This is a genomic window from Pseudomonas sp. LBUM1646 (assembly GCF_059716165.1).
The window spans coordinates 5,251,406-5,274,305 of the sequence record NZ_CP166810.1; the positions used below are offsets into that span (position 1 = coordinate 5,251,406).

Sequence of the window (22,900 nt, forward strand, 5' to 3'; positions counted from 1 at the left end):
AAGAACGCCATCGCGGGCAAGCCATGCTCCTACAGGTCTAATTCGTCAGCAACTGCTTGAGTACGGTCAACAACTCGATCCGGCCTTTGCGCGGTTCGCCTTCAAACTCGATCCAGCCTTCGTTAAAGCCATCGATCATTTGCATCCGTGGCATCGGATGGCGCATCCCCTGACTTTCAAACAAGCCCTGCCAGGTCTCCCGTGGCACCACTTGCATGCGCACCGGTTTACCCAACAACTCGCTGAACCCGGCGCCCAGTTGCAGCGGCGTAATCCGTTGCGGCCCTTCGAGTTCGACGATGCGTTGACCGTTCCAGTCCTCCTGCAATAGTTCTGCGGCGACTCGACCGACATCGGCGGTGGCGATCATCGGCACCGGTTTATCCAGCGGTTGCAGGAAAGATGGAATGCTCCCGGAGCCAACCGCGTGTTCGACGTCCCACAACGCGTTTTCCATGAACCAGGCGGGTCGCAACAGGGTGACTGGCAATACAAGATCGTTAAGCGCCAGTTCCAGCAAACGCAATTGATTAAGCAGGTTCGGCTGGGAGGCCTGAGCGCCGATAGTCGACAGCCCCACCACTTTGCCGGGCTGTGCAACTTCAAGCGCCGAGCGAATGTTCTCCACTACTTGCCGGGTTTCCGGGAAGCCTGGGGACGGGTCGAAGTTCGACGGCATCATCACGAACACCCCTTTTACGCCAGTAAACGCCTCAATCATGGCGTTACAGTCATCGACATCCGCCACGGCCAATTCACACCCCTGCCCGGCCCACACCGCGCCTTTATCGGCACTGCGCACCACCGCGCGCACTTTGTGACCGGCGGCCAGTAACGTCCGGGCGACCGCGCCGCCCACTTTCCCGGTAATGCCCATGACTGCGTACATCAGCTGTTCTCCTGTTGGATGGCGACGGTTGTCGCGATGGCAGATTATTGAGCCGAGGGCTGACATTCTCCGATAGCATGAATGTCATTGAACAAATGATCGGGAGTCATTAATGAGTTTCGACGCAAGCCTTGCCAGCGGGATGGGCGTGTTCAGCGCGGTGGTCGATGGCGGCAGTTTCGTGCGGGCAGCCGAAGCGCTGGAATTGACGCCGTCGGGTGTCAGCCGGGCCATCGCTCGATTGGAAAAACGCCTGGGCATTCGGCTGTTCGACCGCACTACTCGCACGGTGACGCTCACTGATGAAGGTCGGCGCTTCCATGGTGAAATCGCGCCGTTGCTGGCCAGTCTGGAAGAGGCAGCCAACTCGGCCTCGACCAGTGCCACCCAGGTACGTGGTCGGCTACGGGTGAACATGGACCCGTATTTTTCGCGGCTGATTCTGGGGCCCAAATTGGGACAGTTCATGGCGCGCTATCCCGAGCTGTATCTGGAGCTGCAAACCCGTGATCAACTCGGGGATATGGTGGCGGACGGGTTTGATCTGGCGGTGCGGTTCGGCCATCCGCAGTCGTCGTCGCTGGTGGCGCGCAAGTTGCTGGAGGTGCGCGTGCTGACGCTGGCGTCGCCGGCGTACCTGAAGCGTCATGGCCGACCGCTGGCGCCGCTGGACATGGAAGACGAGCGACACACGTGCGTGCAGTTTCGCGACCCGCAAACGGCGCGACCGTTTGGCTGGGAGTTTCATCGTCCGGGCCGCGCGGTGCTGCATGTGCAGCCGCATTGCCGGTTGCTGGTGAATGATGTCGGTACGTTGCACAGCGTTTGCGAAAGTGGCCAGGCGATTGCCCAAGTGCTGGACCTGGGGATCGCTCCGGCGCTAGAGGAAGGACGGTTGGTGGAGTTGTTTCCTGATTGGCCGGATGAGCGATTTCCGTTGTATGCGTTGTACCCGTCGCGGCATTTGCCGGCGGCGAAGGTGCGGGCGTTTTTGGGGTTTGTGAGTGAGTTGTGTGACGGAGCGACAGGCCCCTTGTAGCAGCTGCCGAGCACCGCGAGGCAGCGTTCGGCGGCGAAGCCGTCGTAAACCCTGCGTACGCGGTCTGCCTGACATACCGCATAGCTTGATTTCACGACGGCTGCGCCGCCGAACGCTGCCTCGCGGTGCTCGACAGCTGCTACGAAGCCGTGATCATTAGCCTTGGCAAGAAGAGCGCAAGACCAACCGCTCCCGCACCACGTCATACCCCCAGTGGTAAACGTAGGTGTACGGCAGGAAGAACAGCAGCACACCAATGTCCAGCAGGAACGCTTGCCACAGGCTGACGCTCAGCCACCAGGCAATCAGCGGCACGCCCATCACGATCAAGCCGCCCTCGAACAACAGCGCGTGCACCACCCGGACCCAGGCGCTGCGCACGATTTCATAGCGCTTGAGCAACCGGTCGAAAAACCCGTTGAACACCACGTTCCAGCCCAGGGCCAGGGCGGCGATAGCGACGGTTGCCACACCCATTTCCAGCATCGGTTTGTCCATGACCCAAGCCAGCAGCGGGGTACAGATCAATACGGCCAGCAGTTCAAAACCGATGGCCTGGAAAATACGTTCAGTAATGGATTTGTTGGCGTTCATGGCCAGACTCCCTGAGTGACTGTGGTTGCCATGATCTGTCAGCGCACCGATACTTCATAATCAATAACCATCGATCAAGGCGATAGTTCATGGCTTCCCACGAAGTGTTACTGGCGTTTGTCCAGGCCGCGACCCAAGGTTCCTTTTCCGCGGCGGCGCGCAAACTCGGACGCAGTCAGTCGACCATCAGCGCGGCGGTGGCGAGCCTGGAAATCGACCTCAATCTGACCCTGTTCGACCGCAGCAGCCGCAAGCCCAGCCTGACCCCGGCCGGGCATGTGATGCTGCAACGGGCCGAAGAAATCCTCGCGGCCACCAGCCGATTGGAAATGACCGCCAGCCAACTCTCAAAAGGGGTCGAGGCGAAGTTGACGGTGGCGATTTCCGATACTTATCAATCCGACCGCTTCGAAGCGGCGCTCAGTGCGTTCGAACAGCGTTATCCAGACCTGGAGCTGGAATGCCTGATCGCCGAATGCGATGACTTGGTGGCGCTGGTGCAACGGGGCCGGGCTCATGTTGCCTTTGCCGAAATGCAGGACAGTTATCCGCCGGATCTGGTCAGTTCGACTGTCGATGAGCGCACGGAAATTGCGCTGTTCGTTTCTCGTACACACCCGTTGGCGACGCTGAGCGGGATCGATCAGGACGTGTTGCAGCAGCATCGGGAATTACGCCTGGCGACCATCGTCAATCCGTATGAAAGCCGGGCGAAGGGCCGGGTCTGGTCGGCGCCGAGTTATCTGATGCTACTGGAAATGGCCCAGGGCGGATTCGGCTGGGCGCCGCTGCCACGCTGGCTGGTGGGACGGTTTGGCGCTGGGTCGCTGGTGGAGCTGGAGGTGCGCGGCTGGCCGAAACCGGTGTATGTCGATACGCTGTGGTCAAGGCTGCATCCGCCGGGGCCGGCGGGGAGTTGGTTACTTAGCAAGATGTTGGAGTAGATCGCCCTCCGTAGCAGCTGTCGAGCACCGCGAGGCAGCGTTCGGCGGCGAAGCCGTCGCAAACCCTACACGCGAGGTTTACCTGAAACACCGCGTCATCTGATTTCACGACGGCTTCGCCGCCGAACGCTGCCTCGCGGTGCTCGACAGCGGCTACCGGGGGTTCTTACGCGGCTTCAGTCGCTACAGGCCGATTCACCTGAAAATACTCATGCAACCCGCGCAACGCCGGCAACTCCAGCGCCTGCGCCGCATAACACAACCCCACCCGGCGCGTCGGTGCCGGCAGGTGCAAGGTCCGGGTCACTACCCGTTCATGCCCGCTGACCAACGACTGCGGCAACATCGCCACACCAACCCCGGCCGCCACCATGTGCAACGCCTGTTTCAATGAACCGGCATGCCCGGCCACCGCTTCCGGCGAGCGCCCGTACAACGCCATCAAGCGCTGATGCGACGGATGCTGCGGGCAGGTAATCCAGTCATCGATCGGCGTCCAGGCTTGCGCCGATTCCGCCGCCATCGGATGCCCGACCGGCAGCGCCATCACATAAGACTCTTCCCACAACGGCAGGAACAATTCGTCCTCGCAGCACATCTCTTCCACCGCCAACCGGGCATCGCCGTGGCAACCTTCTTCCAGGGTCAGCAACAGATTGGGCAAGGCCTGATGGGCCATGCGCACGAAGGCTTCGATTTGCCGGTCAGCGATATCGCCTTCAATCCCTAGGGTCAGCGGCACACGGTTCTCCCGGCCACGGAACATTCGGCTCAAGGCCTCGGCTTCCGCCACCATCCGCCGCGCTTGCGGGTACAGCACCCGCGCCTCGTCACTGACCTCCACACCACGGGGCAGACGTACAAACAGCGCCGCGCCCATTTCGTCTTCGAGTTGCTTGATGGTCACCGACAAAGTCGGCTGACTGATGAACAGCCGTTGCGCCGCCGCGGTGATATTGCGTTCCTCGAACACCGCGAGGAAGGCTTTGAGATGACGGATATCCATAGGAGATTCCGATAGCAGACAGAGGAATAAGGCATTTTTCAGCCCGGACAGCGCTAAATATACTGCGCCGCAGCTTGAGTGATTTGTTTTTCTTATTTCAGGAGTCTAGCCATGAGCAAGCCATTGATCATCATCACCGGGGCCAGTTCGGGCATTGGCAAAGCCGCCGCACGGCTGTTGAGCGCCGCCGGCCATCCGCTTCTGCTGCTGGCCCGTCGGGTCGAGCGCCTGGAAGCCCTGGAATTGCCGAACAGCCTGAGCCGCCGCGTCGACATCACCGATCGCGCCGCCCTGCTCGCCGCCGTCGCCGAGGCTGAAGCGCAATTCGGCCCGGCGGATGCTTTGATCAACAACGCCGGAGTGATGTTGCTTGGCGAGATGATCAAACAAGATCCAGCGCAGTGGGACCGGATGCTCGACGTCAACGTGAAAGGTTTGCTCAACGGCGTGCATGCGGTCGTCGCCGGGATGGTCGAGCGCAAGCACGGCACGATCATCAACATCAGCTCGGTGGCCGGGCGCAAGACGTTCCCGAATCACGTGGCCTATGTCGGCACCAAATTCGCGGTGCATGGCCTGTCGGAAAACCTGCGTGAAGAACTGTCGCCGCACAATGTGCGGGTGATCACCATTGCGCCGGGCGCGGTGGAAACCGAGTTGCTGAGCCACACCACGGATGAGGCGATCAAGACCGGTTACCAGGCCTGGAAACAGGACATGGGCGGCACGGTGTTGAGCGCTGAGGACGTGGCTTCGGCGATTGCCTATGCGTATCAGCAGCCGCAGAACGTGTGTGTTCGCGAAATCGTGCTGACCGCCACACGGCAGCAGGCCTGACCCCATGATCGTTCCCACGCTCCGCGTGGGAATGCCGCCAGGGACGCTCCGCGTTACGCTTCTGAATGTGACGCAGAGCGTCACGGGATGCATTCCCACGCGGAGCGTGGGAACGATCAGTCATTTCAATTCCTGCAATCGCCCCTCGATAAACCGCCGCTCCGGCTCCTGCTGCGTCAACTCCAGCGCCCGCTGATACGCCTCCCGCGCCTCCCCCACCCGTCCCAACTGCCGACAAAACTGCCCCCGCGCCGAATGCGCCAAGTGGTAATCCAGCAACTCCCCCCGCGCCAAAATATCTTCGACCACCGTCAACCCCGCCAACGGCCCATCGCGCATGGCCAGCGCCACCGCGCGGTTCAGTTCGATCACCGGCGACGGCAGCGCCCGCAGCAGCAAGTCATACAGCCCGACAATCTGTGGCCAGTCGGTCTCCCCTGCTGTCTCGGCTTCGGCATGCACCGCCGCAATCGCCGCTTGCAGGCAATATGGCCCGAAGCGCCGCAGGGTCAGCGCGCGCTCCACCAGCGCGCAGCCTTCGGCAATCATCTCGCCATCCCACAACGAACGGTCCTGTTCATCCAGCAGGATCAACTCGCCGGTGTCCGAGGTCCGGGCCGGTCGCCGGGACTCGTGCAACAGCATCAGCGCCAGCAACCCCATCACCTCCGGTTCGGGCAACAACTCCACCAACAACCGCCCGAGGCGAATCGCTTCGCGGGTCAGGTCTTCGCGAGTCAGTTCAGCACCGATGGACGCCGAGTAACCTTCGTTGAACACCAGGTAAATCACCCGTAACACGCTGTCGAGACGCTCGGGCAATTCGGCCAGCGATGGCACTTGATAAGGGATTTTCGCGTCACGAATTTTCGCTTTGGCCCGCACGATGCGCTGGGCGATGGTGGCCGGCGCCGAGAGAAACGCGCGGGCGATTTCTTCCGTGGTCAGGTCGCAAACTTCCCGCAGGGTCAGCGGCACCTGGGCGTCCGCCGCGAGTGCCGGGTGACAGCAGGTGAAGATCAGGCGCAGGCGATCATCTTCCACGTCTTCGTCACTCCAGTCGGCCTGCTCCAGCTCTTCAAGCTGCGCGATCAGCAGCGGCCGCGACGCCTTGAAACGAGCGCGGCGGCGCAACACATCAATCGCCTTGAAGCGCCCGGCAGACACCAGCCAGGTACGCGGATTGTCCGGCACGCCATCGCGCTGCCAGCGCTCGACCGCGACGAAGAACGCCTCGTGCAAGGCCTCTTCGGCGAGGTCGAAATCACCGAGCAAACGAATCAGCGTCGCGAGGATCCGCCGCGAGTCTTCGCGGTAGACCTGCTCGACCTGTGCCTTGACCGACTCGGCCGACATCAGTCGGGCATGCCTTCGGTCACCAGCGTTACCAACCGATCCAGGCTCTGCCCCCAGCCGTCGTGGAAACCCATGGCCTCGTGGGCCTGGCGATCTTCTTCGCTCCAGTGCATGGCGCGGGCGGTGTAGAGGGTTTTACCGTCCCGGTCTTCAAGGGTCACTTCGGCGCTCATGAACGGTTTGCCCGAAGGAATCCAACCGGGAATAAACGCATCGGTGAACACCAACCGCTCAGGCGCGACGATCTCCAGAAACACGCCCATGGTCGGGTATTCGCTGCCGTCCGGCGCACGCATCAGGGTGCGAAACTGACCGCCGACCCACAGGTCCATTTCACATTCCGGCGTGGTCATGCCATGCGGCCCCCACCACTGGACGAGCAAGGCCGGCTCGGTCCAGGCGCGGAAAATTTTGCGGCGTGGCGCGTCGATCAGACGGCTGATGGACAGTTCGAATTCGGCAGGCTGTTTTTTAAAGGGTTGCGGGCTCATGCAGATCTCCTGTTTGTTTTGATTGTTCAGGGATTCAACTGGCGAACGGGACGCACCTCGACACAGCCGACCCGGGCCGCCGGGATGTTGCCGGCGACCTGGAGGGCTTCGTTGAGGTCCTTGGCATCGATCAGGTAGAAGCCGGCCAACTGCTCCTTGGTTTCGGCGAACGGGCCGTCGGTGATCGACAGTTTGCCGTTACGCATGCGCACGGTGGTGGCGGTCTGCACCGACTCCAGCGCCTCGGCGGCGACCATCCGGCCGCTGCCCTGGATCGATTCGGCGTAGGCCATGCACTCGGCGTCTTCCGGGCTGTCGGGCAGCGAATGCAACGCCTGTTCGTTGCTGTAAACCAGGCATAGGTATTTCATGGGGCTCTCCGTGATCGGCTGATCAACTATGGCTGCTGTTTGGCGGGTCGGCTGCTTTTCCGACGAGTAAGCCCGACGATCAGGGTTTCAGATCGAACAGAGCGGCGCCGCTGGTCATGTCGAACGGTGCCGACCAGTGTTCATGGACGATCTGCCACAGCCCCGCCTCTTGCCGATAGCACTGGGTGACGCGCATCCAGCAGGCCTGGGTTTCGCCCTTGTCATTGGTGCCGCCGCAGTGGGCCAGCCAGTGGGCGAAGGCGATCTCCTGGGAGGGCGCGATGTCGATCTCGTGGAACTCGAAGATGTGCGGGCCTGGGCACATTTCCATGCATTCTTGCCAGTGCGCGCGGTAGGCCGCCTTGCCTTTGAATTGCAGGGCCTTGACCGCGTCGAAGGACACGATGTCGGCGGCATACAGCGCCATGACTTTTTCCACGTCCTTGGCAATGACGGCCTGGCGGTAGCTTTCAATCAGGCTATGGATTTGGGTTTGCGCGTTCATGGTGGTTCTCCGTGGTTTTTGTGGTGAAGACACCCTTAGTCGTTCGGCGTAACGTTGAATCGACAACTGAAATAAAAATAATCCAACCACGCAAACTCGCTAGAATCCGAGGCTCATTTGCAGAGGGAAAAGGACACTCCAGTGGCAACTCAGCTCGTGCCTTACGAAAGCCTGAACGCGCACCAGTGCCGGCAGGTCGAGGCCATCGAAGTACACAAAGAACAAATCAAGTTTTCCGGCGACATCCACGGTGCGTTGCACTCCTTGCTGTCCAAACCCGGTCCCGGCGTCAAAGGTTTTGCCTTGCTGGTCGAGGACATTCCCGTCGCGTTCCTGCTGCTCAAACGCCCACCGGCACTACCGGCCTGGGCCGATGAACACAGCGCCACGTTGCACGCCTTGCAAGTCGATCAACGCGCCCAGGGCAAAGGGTATGGCAAGGCCTGCTTGCAAGCGCTGCCCGACGTCGCACGCCAGGCGTTCCCGGAAATAAAGGGTATTGAGTTGTCAGTGGACGCCGACAACGAAGCGGCCATTGCGCTGTATGCAAAATTTGGCTTCGTCGACAGTGGTGAGGCGTACAAGGGCCGGATCGGTTACGAACGGCGGATGGGCCTGGTGTTCTGATTCGTTGAGGGAAAAACGATGGTGAATTCAATCGAAGAGCTGGAAGCGATCTACGGCCAACCCCACGACCGCGCGGTGCGCAAGCAGATCCCTTTTTTAAACGAGGACTATCAAGCGATGGTCCGCGCCTCGCCGCTGATCATCATCAGCTCGGTCGGCCCGGATGGCATGGACGGCTCACCTCGGGGCGACGCGCCGGGGTTTGTGCGGATCATCGATGAGCGCACCCTGGCGATCCCGGATCGTCCGGGCAACAATCGCATCGACACCCTGCGCAATGTGGTGCTCGATTCACGGGTGTCGCTGCTGTTCATCATTCCGGGGATTGGCGAGACCTTGCGGGTCAACGGCACGGCGCAGATCAGCGCCGAACCTGCGCTGCTGGAGAGTTTTGCGGTCAACGGCAAACCGGCGCGCACGGTGATGCTGGTGGCCGTGGAGGCGGCGTATTTCCACTGTTCCAAAGCGATTGTCCGTTCGGAGTTGTGGAACCCGGAACGCTATCTGGACCGCTCTGCCCTGCCGACGGCGGGTGCGTTTCACAAACGCTTGAATGATGGGCAGTTCGATGCCGAGACGTATGATCGGGAAGCACCGGCGCGGGTGCGCGATAGTCTCTACTGACACGACCACCACCTCGTAGGAACTGCCGCAGGCTGCGATCTTTTGATCTTGATCTTCAACCGTTTCAACGCCGCCAAAGATCAAAAGATCGCAGCCTTCGGCAGCTCCTACGGGGATTGGGTTTACAGGCTCAGCGTCATCTCATGCCACGCCATGCCGCCATGGTCCGACGCCGATGGCTTGATGTAGGCAAACCCAAATCCCGCATACAGCGGAATGTGCCGTTCCTTGCACATCAAATGGATGGTGGATTTGTTCAGCCCGCGCATCCGCTCGATGAACTCGCTCATCAAGCGCTTCGCCTGACCCTGCCCCTGATAATCCGGATGCACCACCACCGACATGATCACCACGTGCGGGCCTTTCGGGTCGTGGCCGATCAGTTCCTTGAACGCCTCGTCCGACATTTCCACTTCAAACGCCGCACCGGAATTGATAAAACCGGCTACAACGCCGTCCACTTCAGCGACGATGAAGCCTTCTGGCCAGGTGGCGATGCGGGTGGCGATTTTTTCCCGGGTGGCGGCTTCGTCGCCTTCGTAGGCCACGGTTTCGATGGCGTAGCAGCGGTCCAGATCAGCGGGCAGGACGTTTCGGATAACAGGGTTCGACGAGTTCATGGCGGATTGCAACGACCTTGGGGCAGGTGGAATGACAGGATAGCGCTCGCCGATTCTAACAATACTTGCCTCCTTTCGAACGCCCGATGTCCACCGCTCGTATGAAGTGCATAGCGTTCTAGGACAGGGCCGTAAAGCTTTCATATAACCGCTTCCCCAAGGTCCAGGGTTCGTACTATTTATCTGTGCCTCGACGATTGACGACGCCCAGCCACGGCAGGTTAAGCGCTCCTCGTCCCACCCACAGGACTTTGATCATGAGCACGACTCAAATCGGCCTACTCGTGTTGTTCAGCATTACCTCGTTCGGCTTCGTCACGCTGTACATCGATTTCCTGCACGAGCGCCGGATCAAGAAAAACAAGTGAGTGACCCACGGCCAGGCGCAGCAACCCGCGCCTGCCGTGCCTTACAGCCCGACCAAGCGATAACCCACCTGCAATTCAGTGATGAAATGCTGCGGCTGGGCCGAGTCGGCCTCCAGTTTTTGCCGCAGGTGCGCCATGTGCACCCGCAGATAGTGAGCACGATCGACGTAATCCAGGCCCCACACTTCCAGCAGTAGCTGGCGATGGGTCATGACCCGGCCTTGTCCGCGAATCAGCGCGCACAGCAAGCGATACTCGATAGGCGTCAGATGGACCGATTGGCCCTCACGCCGAACCTCGTGCGTGGCCAAGTCCACTTCGATCATGCCGAATGTCACCTTGCTGGTGACCGCGTCGGTGCCCTTTTGCAAATGCCGGCGTAACTGGGCGCGGATACGTGCGAGCAACTCGGGCACACCGAAGGGTTTGGCCAGGTAATCGTCCGCCCCCGCATCCAGGGCCGCGACTTTTTCCTCTTCACGATCACGGGCCGACAGCACCAGAATCGGCACCGTCATCCATCCCCGCAACTCACTGATCAATTGTTTACCGTCGCCGTCGGGCAAGCCCAGATCGACAATCACCAGATCCGGTTGACGACTGGCGGCGTGGATCAGGGCGCGCTTGACGGTGTCGGCCTCGAACACTTGAAAACCTTCGTCCTGCAGCGCGATACCGACGAAACGGCGAATGTTGGCCTCGTCCTCGACAATGAGGATGCGTGCACTGGTCATAGCGATTCCATGGAGGGCGGATGACCCGCCGGTAGTGTGATGACGAAGCGGATGCCCGAGGCGGCCTGAGGCTGAGCCTCGATCGTTGCGCCATGGGCCTGGACAATACGTTTTACCAACGCCAGCCCAAGGCCGATGCCGGCGACAGCCGACTCCTGCTGACCCCGGGTGAACGGTTCGAACAAGCTCTGAGGCGTGCTGCCCTGAGGACAACCGGGACCGGCGTCGATCACCTCCAGCACAATGCTGTCCGCCTCTTGCCGGGCCGCCACCTGCACCAGCGTTCCGGCCGGAGTGTACTTGGCAGCGTTGTCCAACAGGTTGACCAGCACGCGCTCGATCAACAGTGCATCGACGTCGACCAACGGCAACTGCGGCGACAACGCGGTGCGCACCACATGCCGCGCCAACGGCTCGCGCAGTTGACGCAAAGCGCTGCCGACGATTTCCTCCAGTGAGTGCCATTGCCGGTTGAGGCGTACACCGCGTTCCTGCATCCGGGCCATGTCCAACAGGTTTTCGATCAACCGCTGCATGGAGCTGGCCTGATCGCGAATGCCGCCCAGCAACTGCGTCAGCGGGCCGGCCGGCGCATGGGGCGCCGCGGCATCGGCTGCGCCGATGATGGTGGTCAGCGGCGTGCGCAGGTCATGGGAGATCGCCGCCAGCAGGGTATTGCGCATGCGCTCGCCTTCCATCTGCACCAAGGTGCTTTGCGCCACTTCGACGAAATGCACCCGTTCCAGCGCGATTGCCAGTTGGCTCATGCAGGCCTCAAGCAGGCGTTGCTCTTCAGGCTCGTTCAACCGTTCGGGTTCAGCCAGCTCGAGCACCAACACGCCGCGCACACGCATGGGCGCCTTCAACGGCAAATAGCGGCCCAGCGCGGCAGCCAGCGTGTCGGTGCCCTGGCCGGCAGGTTGGCCATGGTCGTAAACCCATTGGGCAATGCTTTGATCGATCGGGAATGCACCCGCGCCACGCGCTTGGACGCTGTCTGCGGCGTCCGGCAGTGTCAGCCCGACCCGCGCTTCAAACACCCCGCTGAAGGTGCGCAGTGCCACCTCCGTGATCTGCTCCACCGTCAGCGCCGCCGACAAATCGCGCGCCAACCTGGCCAACGACGTCGCCCGCCGTTCACGGCCGGCAGCGGTACGGGCTTCATGACGCAAGCGTGCCGTGAGTTGCCCGGTGATCAACGCAATCCCCAGCATCAGGGCGAAGGTAAAGAAGTACTGAGTGTCGTTGACCGTGAACGACCAGCGGGGCTGGACGAAGAAAAAATCAAAACACAGCACCGCCAGCATCGCCGCCCACACACCCGGCCCTCGCCCGTAGCGCAGGGCGACCAGCACCACCGTGAGCAAAAACAGCATGACCACGTTGGCCAGATCAAACACCTGCAATAGCAAGGCAGCCACCGCTGTGGCGGTAAAACAGGCCAGGCTGGCCCACAGATACGCCGCAGCCCTGCTGGGCGGCAGCGCTGCATCAGTATTGGCCGCGACCGCCACCACGATGGGTAACGGGCCATGCGCGATGACAATCTGATCGATCTCGGGATGACGACGGCTGATGCGGTCACTGACCGATTGGTGCCAGAACTGCCAGACCTTGCGTGGGTAATGCCCTAGCACCAAACGGTTGGCGTTGTGCTCACGAGCAAACGCCACCAGTGCCTCGGCCACGTCCATGCCCGACAACGTGGCGGTGTCCGCGCCGAACTCGGCGGCCAGCGCCAGGGTTTTCATCGCGGCGGCATAGCGGCTCGCCCCCGCGCCACGGTGCTGCGCCGAAGGCACATGGACGACAATCCAGTCCGCCTCAAGCTTTTGTGCCAGACGCGCCGCTTCCCGCACCAGGCGTTCATCCGAAGGGTGCCCCGCCACCCCGACCAGCAAACGCTCGCGTGCGGGCCAAACGGTGTTGATCGACCGCTCGCGACGATAGACGCGCATCTGTGCATCGACGCGATCAGCGGTACGTCGCAGCGCCAGCTCGCGCAAGGCCAGCAGGTTGCCCTTGCGAAAGAAGTGCCGGGACGCGCGCTCGGCCTGGGGTGGCAGGTAGACCTTGCCTTCCTTGAGACGGCGCAGCAAGTCATCGGGTGGCAGATCGATCACCACCACTTCATGCGCAGCGTCGAACAGATGATCAGGCACGGTCTCGCGCACCCGGATGCCGATGATCCCGCTGACGATATCGTTGAGACTTTCCAGGTGCTGGACATTGAGGGTGGTCCAGACGTCGATGCCGGCGCGCAGCAGTTCTTCGACATCCTGCCAGCGCTTGGGGTGACGCGAACCGGGGACGTTGCTGTGGGCCAGCTCATCCACCAGCAGCACCGCCGGACGCCGCGCCAGCGCGGCATCCAGATCGAACTCGCTGAGGGCACACTCACGATGCATCACGTTATAACGCGGCAGCAGTTCCAGGCCGGCGAGCAGTTCGGCGGTTTCCCGGCGGCCATGGGTTTCGATCACGCCAGCCACCAGATCACGGCCCTGGGTCACTTCGCGTTGGGCCGCGGTGAGCATGGCGCAGGTTTTCCCGACGCCGGCATTAGAGCCGAAGTAGATGCGCAGTTTCCCACGCAGGGCGGTCTGTTCGTCCTGTTGCAGCTTCTCCAACAGCGCGTCGGGATCAGGGCGGCCGCCACGTGAAGCGGTGAACGTATCAAAAACGGGCATGGCAATCCTTTTGAACTGCACGGCGCCCTACAGGGCGCCGTGCAGTCAGTCCTTTCAAACCAGGCCGAGCCCGGCCAACAGCATGTCGATCACCTTGATTCCCGCAAAGGGCACCAGCACGCCACCCAGGCCATAGATCAGCAGGTTGCGATTAAGCAACGCCGCGGCGCCGATGGCCCGGTAGGTCACGCCCTTGAGCGCCAGCGGGATCAGAAACACGATGATCAAGGCATTGAAGATCACCGCACTGAGAATCGCCGAGTTCGGGCTGCTCAGGTGCATTACGTTCAGGGCGCCCAGTTGCGGGTAGGTCGCGACGAATGCGGCCGGTACGATAGCAAAATACTTGGCCACATCGTTGGCCACGCTGAAGGTGGTCAACGCGCCGCGCGTCATAAGCATCTGTTTGCCGACTTCCACCACCTCAATCAGCTTGGTCGGGTTGCTGTCCAGATCGACCATGTTGCCCGCTTCCTTGGCGGCCTGAGTGCCACTGTTCATGGCCACGGCCACGTCCGCCTGAGCCAGTGCCGGCGCATCGTTGGTGCCGTCTCCGGTCATCGCTACCAGCTTGCCCTGGGCCTGATAGTCGCGGATCAGTTGCAACTTGTCTTCTGGCCGAGCCTCGGCAACAAAGTCATCGACCCCGGCTTCCACGGCAATCGCTGCCGCCGTCAGGCGGTTATCGCCGGTGATCATGACAGTCTTGATCCCCATGCGCCGCAGTTCGGCAAAGCGCTCCTTGATGCCACCCTTGACCACGTCCTTGAGCTCAACCACGCCCAAGGCCTGCAGGCCATCGCACACCACCAGCGGTGTACTGCCACGGCGCGAGACTTCATCGACCCTGGCCTGCAACGCGGGTGGGAAGCTGCCGCCCAGCGCTTCGATGTGCTGGCGAATGGCATCGGCTGCACCTTTGCGGATGCTCCGGCCACCCGCCAGATCGACCCCGCTCATGCGGGTTTGCGCGGTGAAATGCACGAAGCTGGCGCGCAGCGCATTGAGGTCCCGCGCCCGCAGGTCGAACTTTTGCTTGGCGAGCACCACGATGCTGCGCCCCTCCGGCGTTTCATCGGCCAGCGAGGCCAGTTGCGCGGCGTCGGCCAACTCCGATTCCTTGACCCCGGGCGCCGGCAGGAAACTGCTGGCCTGGCGGTTACCCAAGGTGATGGTGCCGGTCTTGTCCAGCAGCAGGACGTCAATGTCGCCCGCCGCTTCCACGGCTCTGCCGGAGGTGGCAATGACGTTAGCCGCCATCATCCGGCTCATGCCCGCCACACCGATCGCCGACAACAGGCCACCGATGGTCGTGGGGATCAGGCAGACCAGCAACGCCACCAGCACCGTTGCGCTGACCACGTCGCCGCCGCTCATGGCCACCGCGAACATCGAGGAAGGCCCCAGGGTCACGATCACCAGCAGAAACAAAAACGTCAGGCCCACCAGCAAAATGGTCAGCGCCACTTCATTGGGCGTTTTCTGGCGTTTCGCGGACTCGACCATGGAAATCATTCGGTCCAGAAACGACTCGCCGGGATTGACGCTGATGCGCACCACCAGCCAGTCCGACAGCACTTTTGTCCCGCCGGTTACCGATGAAAAGTCGCCACCCGCCTCGCGAATCACCGGTGCCGATTCGCCGGTAATTGCGCTTTCATCCACCGACGCCACGCCTTCGATCACCACGCCATCGAGGGGCACCAGATCGCCAGCTTCGATCAACACCACTGCGTCCTTGAGCAGTTCGCTGGAAGGCACGGGCATCCAGGCGGAGCCATGCCGGGGTTGCTGCAACAGCTTGGCCAGGGTCTGGCGCTTCATCCCGCGCAGGCTGGCCGCTTGGGCTCGACTGCGGCCCTCGGCCAGGGCTTCGGCGAAGTTGGCGAACAACACGGTGAACCACAGCCACAACGTGATGCTGAGAATGAAGCCACTGGGGGCTTCACCCTTACCGCCCAGTGATTGAAACCACAACAACGTGGTGAGAAGGCTGCCCAGGTACACCACAAACATCACCGGGTTTTTCCACTGCGCCTGGGGCAGCAACTTCTTGAAGGCATCCAGGCACGCCGTGAGCAACAACCCACGGTCGAACAAAGGCAAACGAGCTTGCTTACTCATGGTTGTTTCTCTTACTCACTGGCCGCAAGGGGTGGCTGATGCGCAGGCGCCAGAGCATCCAGCGCAAGGTTGAGTTGCAGCACATTGACCCGGGGCTCGCCGAGCAGGCCGAAGGTGCGTTGCTCGGTGTGGGTATTCACCAGTTTCAACAGATCGGCTTCCGGCAGGTGGCGCAGACGTGCGACGCGCGCTGCCTGGATCTGTGCGTTGGCCACCGAAATGTGCGGGTCCAGGCCAGAGGCCGACGAGGTGACCGCATCCACCGGCACCTGCGCATTTGCCGCCAGGCCGTTCTGCCGACGGTAGGCTTCGACCCGCAGGGCTACGGTGTCGATCAACTTCTGGCTGGTAGGACCAAGGTTGCTGGCGCCACTGGAGCCTGCGTTGTACGGCTGCGCCACGCTTTTGCTCGGGTCCAGTGGATCGGCGCCAAGGGTCATGCTCGCCCGTCCCTGGAAATACTCGGGACGGGTGAAGTGCTGGCCGATCACCGCCGAACCGATCACCAGTCCGTCGCGTTCAACCAGACTGCCCTGAGCCTGAAACGGAAACAGCACGTTGGCCACCAGCGTGGTGAACAACGGATACCCCAGCCCGGTCAGCAGCATGAAGAACGCGGCCGAAATCAGCACCGGGCGCAACAGGCCAACAAACAGAAATTGCGTTTTGGTTTGTGTTTGTACTTGAGTCATCACAGCCCCCTCACTTGTAAGTCTGGCCGGACAGCAACTGCAGTTGCTCGACCAGCGGGCCGAGCGCAAGCGCCGGCAGGAAAGTCAGGCCGCCCACCACGAGCACCACGAACACCACCAGGAACATGAACAACGGCGTGGCGGTCGGGATGGTGCCGGCACCGGCCGGGATGTTCTTTTTCATCGCCAGAGAACCGGCGACGGCAAGCATCGGCAGCATGGTGAAGAAACGTCCGAGCAACATGGCAAGACCGATTGTGGTGTTGAAGAACGGTGTATTGGCATTCAATCCGGCGAACGCCGAACCGTTGTTGGCAGTGCCCGAGGTGTAGGCATAAAGCACCTCGCTGAAGCCATGTGGCCCCTGGTTGTTGAGGCTGTTCAGGGTGTCCGGCCAGAGTGTCGCCAGGGCGGTGAAGCCGAGAATGCAGATGGGGTGTGCCAGCACCGAGAGCATGACCAGCTTGATCTCCCGGGCCTCGATCTTCTTGCCGAGGAATTCGGGACTGCGGCCGATCATCATGCCCACCAGGAACACCGTCAGCAGCGCGTATTGGATCAAGTTGATGAAGCCCACGCCGTCGCCACCGAACACGCAATTGAGCATCATCTGCGCCAGCGGTACGAAGCCGCCCATGGGCGTCAGCGAGTCATGCATGGCGTTCACCGAGCCGGTGGTTGCACCGGTGGTGGTGGTGACGAAAAGGCTGGTATCGGCAATCCCGAAGCGCAACTCCTTGCCTTCCATGTTGCCGCCACTCTGGGTGGCCGACAGCACCTGGTCTGCGCCCACCCCGGTCAGTAGCGGGTTGCCACTTTGTTCAGCCGTGTAAACGATGCTCAGAAAGCCGACAAACATCACCAGGAAGGTGCCAAAGAACACCCAGCCCTGACGCCGACGCATCAGCATGCTGCCAAAGGTGTACGTCAGCGCCGACGGGATCAGCAACATGCTGAGGATATGCAGCATGTTCGTCAGCGGCGTCGGGTTCTCGAACGGGTGTGCGGCGTTCATGCTGAAGAAGCCGCCGCCGTTGGTGCCGATGTGCTTGATTGACTCAAAGCTTGCCACCGCGCCAACGATCAATTGCTGCTGCGCACCTTCCAGAGTGGTAGCCAGTGCCTGGGAGTTCAGGGTTTGCGGCATGCCTTGCCAGACATAAACCAGTGCCATGCCAAAACACAGTGGCAACATCACCCGATACAGCGTGCGAGTGAAGTCCACCCAGTAGTTTCCGATATCAGCGGAATTTGAACGACTGAGGCCGCGAATGAAACCCGCCGCAGCCACAACGCCCGCCGTAGCACCGACGAACATCAGGAAGGTGATCACCGCCATCTGGCTGAAATTGGACAGGCTGGTTTCACCCGAGTACGCCTGCCAGTTGGTGTTGGTGATAAAAGACGCAGCGGTATTGAACGCCAGATCAGGGGTTTGCGCGCTCAGGCCCAAGGGGTTGAGCGGCATGAAAACTTGCAGGCGCAACACGATGTAACCCAGCAACATCATCGCCGCGTTCGACAACAGTAAAGCCGAGCCGTAACGTGCCCAGCCCATGGTTTCAGCGGTATCGATCCCCAGCAGACGATAAGTGGCGCGCTCCGCCAACGCATGCTTGCGCCCGGTAAATACCAGCGTCAGCCACTTGCCCATCAACACGGCGAGTCCGGTCATCAACCCGAGAATCACCGCAAATTCCAGCATAGTGCTCAACATGTTGATGCTCCGTTCAAATCTTGCCCATGGCGACGATGACCATGGCTGTCGCAGCAAAAAACACCACGCTAACCCCCATAAAGATCAGGTCGTACATTGCCGATTTCCTTTCTCAAGACCGCCCTCGCGGGCTGATAAAAAAGCCTGTGGCGCAATGACTGCGGCCATCAGAACTTCTCTGCACGGATAAGGGCGTAACCCAGGTAGGCAAACAACAGGGCGGCACACAGGCCGCTGGCGATGTAAATGAACTCGAGTGTTAACAAGACAGCTCCCCCTGACATAACGAAAGGACACCCGCAATCGGGTGCCGATAGAGAGCGTCAGTGCAAAAAAACGCACTGAATCGCGCTCTCTATCTGCGCCTTGCAGGTTAAGTGAGGGGGTATCAAGGTCGGACACTGATTGGGGGCAGCGGTATTAAGACGGCGTATAGATCGAGCGAAACGGACGGTGGGCGGGGATGATGCGAGGAGTCAAACACCGTCACGAACGGGCACGCTGAAGTGCCCGTCCGGGACTGGGATCATTCGGGTTTGAGCGGCAACCAGATTTCCAACACACCGGTATTGAGCTTCGGGTTGAAGTCCTCGCTGTAGCGTTCGAACTCCGGGGCGTCCGCCGCTGAGCGACCGGACTGTGGCAGCCAGGTTTTCCAGATGTACTGAAAGGTCTCGGGCAAGGTGTCCAGCGACCCTTTGTGCTCGAACACCGCGTAATGCTGGGGCTGAACCTCGACCCAACGGTACTTGTCGGGCAGATCGTCAAGCTTGCTGATTTCCACGCCGGCGATGTATTCGAACCCGCCCATGCCGTCGGGATTGCAGCAGATGCCGTAGGTCACTTCGCTTTTCTGGCCAGGAATTTTGCCAATCTCGGGAACGAATTTCTCCCAGAGGTCGGGGATTTTCTTGGAGGTTTCCTGGGTAAATCGCCCGCCAAGCCCGGCAATGAGCAGGAAATGCCCGTTTTCAAAACGTGGCTCGGCCGGTTTGACGCCTGATTGCTCATCCATGACTCACTCCTGGTACAAAAAAAATGGGTTCGGCTGGGAGTATAGAAGCCAAACCCGATTCTCCCAATCAGAGCCCGGGAAGCTGCCCGACGGCAGCCTTACCGATGAACTCGTTGTAACCCGATAGGATCACGTAGGCCGCGAAATAGCAGAAGATCGCCGCTGATGCCATGTAGGAGTAGCGCAGCAACTTGTCACCCAATAATTTGCCGCCATGACTCGCCGCGAAGCACAACGCGACGCACCAGAGCACCCCGGCGCAGAGAAACCCGCCGAGAAACAGAGCCGAACTGAGTGCACCACCGCCGCCGGAACGCGCGATCAGGGTGCCGCCCACTGCGGCGAACCACAAAATCGCGCTGGGCGAGGACATGGCGAGGAAAATTCCGCGAAAAAACTCTCGTCGATGGGAGTTGTTTCCTACGTCTGCGGCCTGGGCCAGTACCGCTTCGTGGTGGATCGCCGAGTAAATCATCTTCGCCGCGAAGTACAGCAACAATGCCGAACCACCGATCCACAGCACCCAGCGCACCGTTTCGTATTGCAGCAAAACGGTCATCCCGGCCAGCGCCAGCACGGCGTAGATCAGGTCGCCGACGCAGGTCCCCAAGCCCAGCGCAAAGCCTTGAAAATAGCCGCGCTGCATGGCCAGGGTGATCATCGCGATGTTGGCCACGCCGATATCCAGGCACAGCGAAAGGCTCAGCAAAAAGCCACTGCTAAATTCCATCAACCGATTTCCTTCGGAAAAATTTGTTTACAGTTTGCCATATCCGCCCTTACATTCCGCCACAGGCCACCGCAGTGGCCAGCGTCGCTCGGACGGTTCCGGGCGCTCACGTTATTCGAGGCAACAATGGCTAACCCAGGTTCGCCGCGCCGCTTTGCGCGCATAGATCGACTCCCCCCTTACGTATTCAACATCACTGCCGAGCTGAAGATGGCCGCCCGACGTCGTGGCGAAGACATCATCGACTTCAGCATGGGCAACCCTGATGGCCCGACCCCGCCGCATATCGTCGAAAAACTGGTGACCGTCGCCCAGCGCGAAGACACCCACGGTTACTCGACGTCCAAGGGCATCCCGCGGCTGCGCCGGGCGATTTCCAACTGGTACAAGGATCGCTACGAGGTCGACATCGACCCGGAAACCGAAGCCATTGTCACCATCGGTTCCAAGGAAGGCCTGGCGCACTTGATGCTGGCCACCCTCGACCAGGGCGATACCGTGCTGGTGCCGAACCCCAGCTACCCGATTCACATCTACGGCGCCGTGATTGCCGGCGCCCAGGTACGGTCGGTGCCGCTGATTCCGGGCGTGGACTTCTTCGCCGAACTGGAAAGCGCCATTCGCGGCTCGATCCCGAAACCGAAGATGATGATCCTCGGCTTCCCATCGAACCCTACCGCTCAATGCGTGGAGCTGGACTTCTTCGAGCGAGTGATCGCCCTCGCCAAGCAGTACGACGTTTTGGTGGTGCACGACCTCGCCTACGCCGACATCGTCTATGACGGCTGGAAAGCCCCGTCGATCATGCAAGTACCCGGCGCCAAGGACATTGCGGTGGAGTTTTTTACCCTGTCCAAGAGCTACAACATGGCCGGCTGGCGCATTGGTTTCATGGTCGGCAACGCCGAACTGGTCAATGCCCTGGCGCGGATCAAGAGCTATCACGACTACGGCACCTTCACGCCGTTGCAGGTTGCGGCGATTGCAGCGCTGGAAGGCGATCAGCAGTGCGTCAAAGACATCGCCGAGCAGTATCGGCAGCGTCGTAACGTGCTGGTCAAAGGCCTGCATGAACTGGGCTGGATGGTCGAAAACCCGAAAGCGTCGATGTACGTCTGGGCGAAGATTCCCGAGGCATATGCGCATTTGGGTTCCCTGGAATTCGCCAAGAAAATGCTCGCTGAGGCGAAGGTTTGCGTCTCGCCGGGCGTAGGGTTCGGGGAATATGGGGATGATCATGTGCGCTTCGCGCTGATCGAAAACCAGGACCGGATTCGTCAGGCCGTGCGCGGGATTCGCGGGATGTTTAGGGCGGATGGGTTAGTCACAAAAACCAACGCCTGACACATCAAACACCCACAAAAAAACCGCATCGCTGCGGTTTTTTTGTACCTGATCGTTCCCACGCTCTGAGTGGGAATGCATCCCGTGACGCTCCGCGTCACAGTGGACGCGGAGCGTCCATGGCGGCATTCCCACGCAGAGCGTGGGAACGATCAGTACGGTGTGCTTAGACGAACAGCGACAGCAGCAAGATAAAGCCCAGCGCCACCACGGACAGGATGGTTTCCATCGCCGTCCAGGTCTTGAAGGTTTCCAGCACGGTCATGTTGAAGTACTGCTTCACCAGCCAGAAACCGGCGTCGTTGACGTGAGACAGCACCAGCGAACCGGCACCGGTGGCCAGCACCAGCAGCTCAAGGTTCACACCCGGCATCATCCCCACCACCGGCACCACGATGCCCGCGCCAGTAATGGTCGCCACGGTCGCAGAACCCGTCGCGACACGAATCACCGCGGCCACCAGCCAGGCCAGCAGGATCGGCGAGATCTGTGCGTTCACCGCCATGTGGCCGATCACGTCGCCCACGCCGCTGGTCACCAGCATCTGTTTGAAGCCACCACCCGCACCGATGATCAGAATGATCGCGGCGGTCGGCGCAAGGCTGGCGTCGAGCAATTTCAGAATCGTGTTCGAGCCCATGCCCTGCTTGTAGCCAAAGGTGTACAGCGACAGCAGCAACGCCAGCAGCAGCGCGGAGATCGGGTGACCGACCAGGTCCATGAACGAGCGCGCGAAATTGCCTTCCGGCAGTACCACGTCGGCAAACGTCTTGAGCAACATCAGGAACACCGGCAGCAACACGGTGACCAGGGTGATGCCAAAGCTCGGCAACGTGGCGGCCTGAGGCTCGCGAGCCAGTTGATCCACCAGTTCCTGATTGGCATGACCCGGAATGTACTTGGCAATGAACGTACCGAAGATCGGACCGGCAATAATGGCGGTCGGCAGCGCAACGATCAGACCGTACAGAATGGTTTTACCGATGTCGGCACCGAACACGCCGATGGCCAGCAACGGGCCCGGGTGCGGTGGCACCAGACCGTGCACGGCGGAAAGGCCTGCCAGCAGCGGGATACCGATTTTGATAATCGACACGCCGGTACGTCGGGCAACGATGAACACCAATGGGATCAGCAGCACGAAGCCGATTTCGAAGAACAGCGGAATGCCGACCAGGAACGCCGCGAACATCATCGCCCACTGCACCTTGTCCTTGCCGAACGCGCGAATCAGGGTCTGGGCAATCTGATCCGCCCCGCCCGATTCGGCCATCATTTTGCCAAGCATGGTGCCCAGCGCCAGGATGATCCCGACGAAACCGAGCACCCCGCCGAAGCCGTCCTGGAACGCCTTGATGACGGTGCCGATCGGCATGCCAGAGGTCAGCCCGAGAAAGGCGGCGGCGATGATCAGGGCAATAAACGGGTGAAACTTGAACTTGGTGATCAGGACGATAAGTCCGATCACGGTAACCACTGCATCTAGCAGCAGGAACGACTCGTGGGACATGCCAAACATGGGGGGGTGTCTCCTGTTTGTTGTTGTTATGAAAGCAATTATTCAAAAGCAATCAGGACAGCGC

General features: G+C 60.9%; 23 protein-coding genes. 6 read left to right on the top strand and 17 right to left on the bottom strand.

All coding sequences use genetic code 11. The annotated features are described in order from the left end of the window. Positions 1-37: 37 nt before the first annotated feature. The gene (locus tag ACA071_RS23915; RefSeq protein ID WP_497641396.1) at positions 38-889 is read right to left on the bottom strand and encodes an NmrA family NAD(P)-binding protein; all 852 of its coding nucleotides are present in this window, start codon (positions 887-889) and stop codon (positions 38-40) included. A 112-nt stretch (positions 890-1,001) separates the two neighbouring features. Between ACA071_RS23915 and ACA071_RS23920 the strand changes: the two genes are divergently transcribed. Further along, positions 1,002-1,928, top strand: coding sequence for a LysR family transcriptional regulator (locus tag ACA071_RS23920; protein WP_497641397.1), 927 nt, complete (start codon positions 1,002-1,004; stop codon positions 1,926-1,928). A gap of 156 nt (positions 1,929-2,084) precedes the next feature. Here the strand turns inward: ACA071_RS23920 and ACA071_RS23925 are convergent, their stop codons facing one another. Then, complete coding sequence (locus ACA071_RS23925) at positions 2,085-2,522, bottom strand: multidrug/biocide efflux PACE transporter (RefSeq protein ID WP_497641398.1); 438 nt, start codon at positions 2,520-2,522, stop codon at positions 2,085-2,087. Positions 2,523-2,611: 89 nt separating this feature from the next. On the opposite strand from ACA071_RS23925, the gene ACA071_RS23930 reads away from it, so the two are divergent. Further along, the gene (locus ACA071_RS23930; RefSeq protein WP_497641399.1) at positions 2,612-3,466 is read left to right on the top strand and encodes a LysR family transcriptional regulator; all 855 of its coding nucleotides are present in this window, start codon (positions 2,612-2,614) and stop codon (positions 3,464-3,466) included. 166 nt (positions 3,467-3,632) lie between these two features. Here ACA071_RS23930 and ACA071_RS23935 read toward each other — a convergent pair whose 3' ends face one another. Then, positions 3,633-4,472 carry a LysR family transcriptional regulator gene (locus ACA071_RS23935; protein ID WP_497641400.1) on the bottom strand — a complete coding sequence of 280 codons (840 nt, stop codon included), beginning with the start codon at positions 4,470-4,472 and terminating at the stop codon, positions 3,633-3,635. Positions 4,473-4,583: 111 nt separating this feature from the next. Here ACA071_RS23935 and ACA071_RS23940 point away from each other — a divergent pair, with 111 nt between their 5' ends. After that, the gene (locus tag ACA071_RS23940; RefSeq protein ID WP_497641401.1) at positions 4,584-5,309 is read left to right on the top strand and encodes an SDR family oxidoreductase; all 726 of its coding nucleotides are present in this window, start codon (positions 4,584-4,586) and stop codon (positions 5,307-5,309) included. Between the two features lie 120 nt (positions 5,310-5,429). Here the strand turns inward: ACA071_RS23940 and ACA071_RS23945 are convergent, their stop codons facing one another. The 4 genes from ACA071_RS23945 to ACA071_RS23960 form a co-directional block, all read right to left on the bottom strand. Continuing rightward, on the bottom strand, positions 5,430-6,665 hold the full coding sequence (locus tag ACA071_RS23945) for an RNA polymerase sigma factor (RefSeq protein WP_497641402.1): 1,236 nt from the start codon (positions 6,663-6,665) through the stop codon (positions 5,430-5,432). Beyond that, positions 6,665-7,156 carry an SRPBCC family protein gene (locus ACA071_RS23950; protein ID WP_149657815.1) on the bottom strand — a complete coding sequence of 164 codons (492 nt, stop codon included), beginning with the start codon at positions 7,154-7,156 and terminating at the stop codon, positions 6,665-6,667. Before ACA071_RS23950 ends, ACA071_RS23945 begins: the two co-directional genes overlap by 1 nt. A gap of 26 nt (positions 7,157-7,182) precedes the next feature. Next, complete coding sequence (locus ACA071_RS23955; RefSeq protein ID WP_497641403.1) at positions 7,183-7,527, bottom strand: YciI family protein; 345 nt, start codon at positions 7,525-7,527, stop codon at positions 7,183-7,185. Between the two features lie 79 nt (positions 7,528-7,606). Continuing rightward, positions 7,607-8,032 carry a YybH family protein gene (locus tag ACA071_RS23960; RefSeq protein WP_497641404.1) on the bottom strand — a complete coding sequence of 142 codons (426 nt, stop codon included), beginning with the start codon at positions 8,030-8,032 and terminating at the stop codon, positions 7,607-7,609. A 141-nt stretch (positions 8,033-8,173) separates the two neighbouring features. On the opposite strand from ACA071_RS23960, the gene ACA071_RS23965 reads away from it, so the two are divergent. Both ACA071_RS23965 and ACA071_RS23970 read left to right on the top strand, forming a co-directional pair. Then, positions 8,174-8,659 (top strand): GNAT family N-acetyltransferase, encoded by a 486-nt coding sequence (locus ACA071_RS23965; protein WP_497641405.1) that lies wholly within the window; start codon positions 8,174-8,176, stop codon positions 8,657-8,659. An 18-nt stretch (positions 8,660-8,677) separates the two neighbouring features. Continuing rightward, on the top strand, positions 8,678-9,283 hold the full coding sequence (locus ACA071_RS23970) for a pyridoxamine 5'-phosphate oxidase family protein (protein WP_497641406.1): 606 nt from the start codon (positions 8,678-8,680) through the stop codon (positions 9,281-9,283). A gap of 122 nt (positions 9,284-9,405) precedes the next feature. Here the strand turns inward: ACA071_RS23970 and ACA071_RS23975 are convergent, their stop codons facing one another. The 9 genes from ACA071_RS23975 to ACA071_RS24015 all read right to left on the bottom strand — a co-directional run bounded on the left by ACA071_RS23975 (position 9,406) and on the right by ACA071_RS24015 (position 19,973). After that, positions 9,406-9,903 (bottom strand): GNAT family N-acetyltransferase, encoded by a 498-nt coding sequence (locus ACA071_RS23975; RefSeq protein WP_497641407.1) that lies wholly within the window; start codon positions 9,901-9,903, stop codon positions 9,406-9,408. A 409-nt stretch (positions 9,904-10,312) separates the two neighbouring features. Continuing rightward, entirely contained in the window at positions 10,313-11,005 is a 693-nt protein-coding gene (locus tag ACA071_RS23980) for a response regulator (RefSeq protein WP_497641408.1), read from the bottom strand. Next, positions 11,002-13,695 carry a DUF4118 domain-containing protein gene (locus ACA071_RS23985; protein ID WP_497641409.1) on the bottom strand — a complete coding sequence of 898 codons (2,694 nt, stop codon included), beginning with the start codon at positions 13,693-13,695 and terminating at the stop codon, positions 11,002-11,004. Before ACA071_RS23985 ends, ACA071_RS23980 begins: the two co-directional genes overlap by 4 nt. Positions 13,696-13,749: 54 nt before the next feature. Then, on the bottom strand, positions 13,750-15,819 hold the full coding sequence (gene kdpB, locus ACA071_RS23990; protein WP_497641410.1) for a potassium-transporting ATPase subunit KdpB: 2,070 nt from the start codon (positions 15,817-15,819) through the stop codon (positions 13,750-13,752). Positions 15,820-15,830: 11 nt separating this feature from the next. Further along, positions 15,831-16,511: a K(+)-transporting ATPase subunit C gene (kdpC, locus tag ACA071_RS23995; protein WP_497641411.1), complete on the bottom strand. Its 681-nt coding sequence runs from the start codon at positions 16,509-16,511 to the stop codon at positions 15,831-15,833. Positions 16,512-16,521: 10 nt separating this feature from the next. Next, positions 16,522-18,228 carry a potassium-transporting ATPase subunit KdpA gene (kdpA, locus tag ACA071_RS24000; RefSeq protein ID WP_497641412.1) on the bottom strand — a complete coding sequence of 569 codons (1,707 nt, stop codon included), beginning with the start codon at positions 18,226-18,228 and terminating at the stop codon, positions 16,522-16,524. Positions 18,229-18,395: 167 nt separating this feature from the next. Next, positions 18,396-18,494 (bottom strand): K(+)-transporting ATPase subunit F, encoded by a 99-nt coding sequence (kdpF, locus tag ACA071_RS24005; RefSeq protein WP_095130908.1) that lies wholly within the window; start codon positions 18,492-18,494, stop codon positions 18,396-18,398. A 260-nt stretch (positions 18,495-18,754) separates the two neighbouring features. Beyond that, entirely contained in the window at positions 18,755-19,243 is a 489-nt protein-coding gene (locus tag ACA071_RS24010; RefSeq protein ID WP_497641413.1) for a GyrI-like domain-containing protein, read from the bottom strand. A 67-nt stretch (positions 19,244-19,310) separates the two neighbouring features. Further along, complete coding sequence (locus ACA071_RS24015) at positions 19,311-19,973, bottom strand: LysE family translocator (protein WP_497641414.1); 663 nt, start codon at positions 19,971-19,973, stop codon at positions 19,311-19,313. A 126-nt stretch (positions 19,974-20,099) separates the two neighbouring features. Between ACA071_RS24015 and alaC the strand changes: the two genes are divergently transcribed. Further along, a complete protein-coding gene (gene alaC / locus ACA071_RS24020) occupies positions 20,100-21,317 on the top strand; it encodes an alanine transaminase (protein ID WP_497641415.1) in 1,218 nt (405 codons plus the stop codon). Positions 21,318-21,483: 166 nt separating this feature from the next. On the opposite strand, the gene ACA071_RS24025 is transcribed toward alaC, so the two are convergent. Further along, positions 21,484-22,836, bottom strand: a complete 1,353-nt coding sequence (locus tag ACA071_RS24025) for a GntP family permease (protein ID WP_497641416.1) — start codon at positions 22,834-22,836, stop codon at positions 21,484-21,486. Positions 22,837-22,900 lie beyond the last annotated feature (64 nt).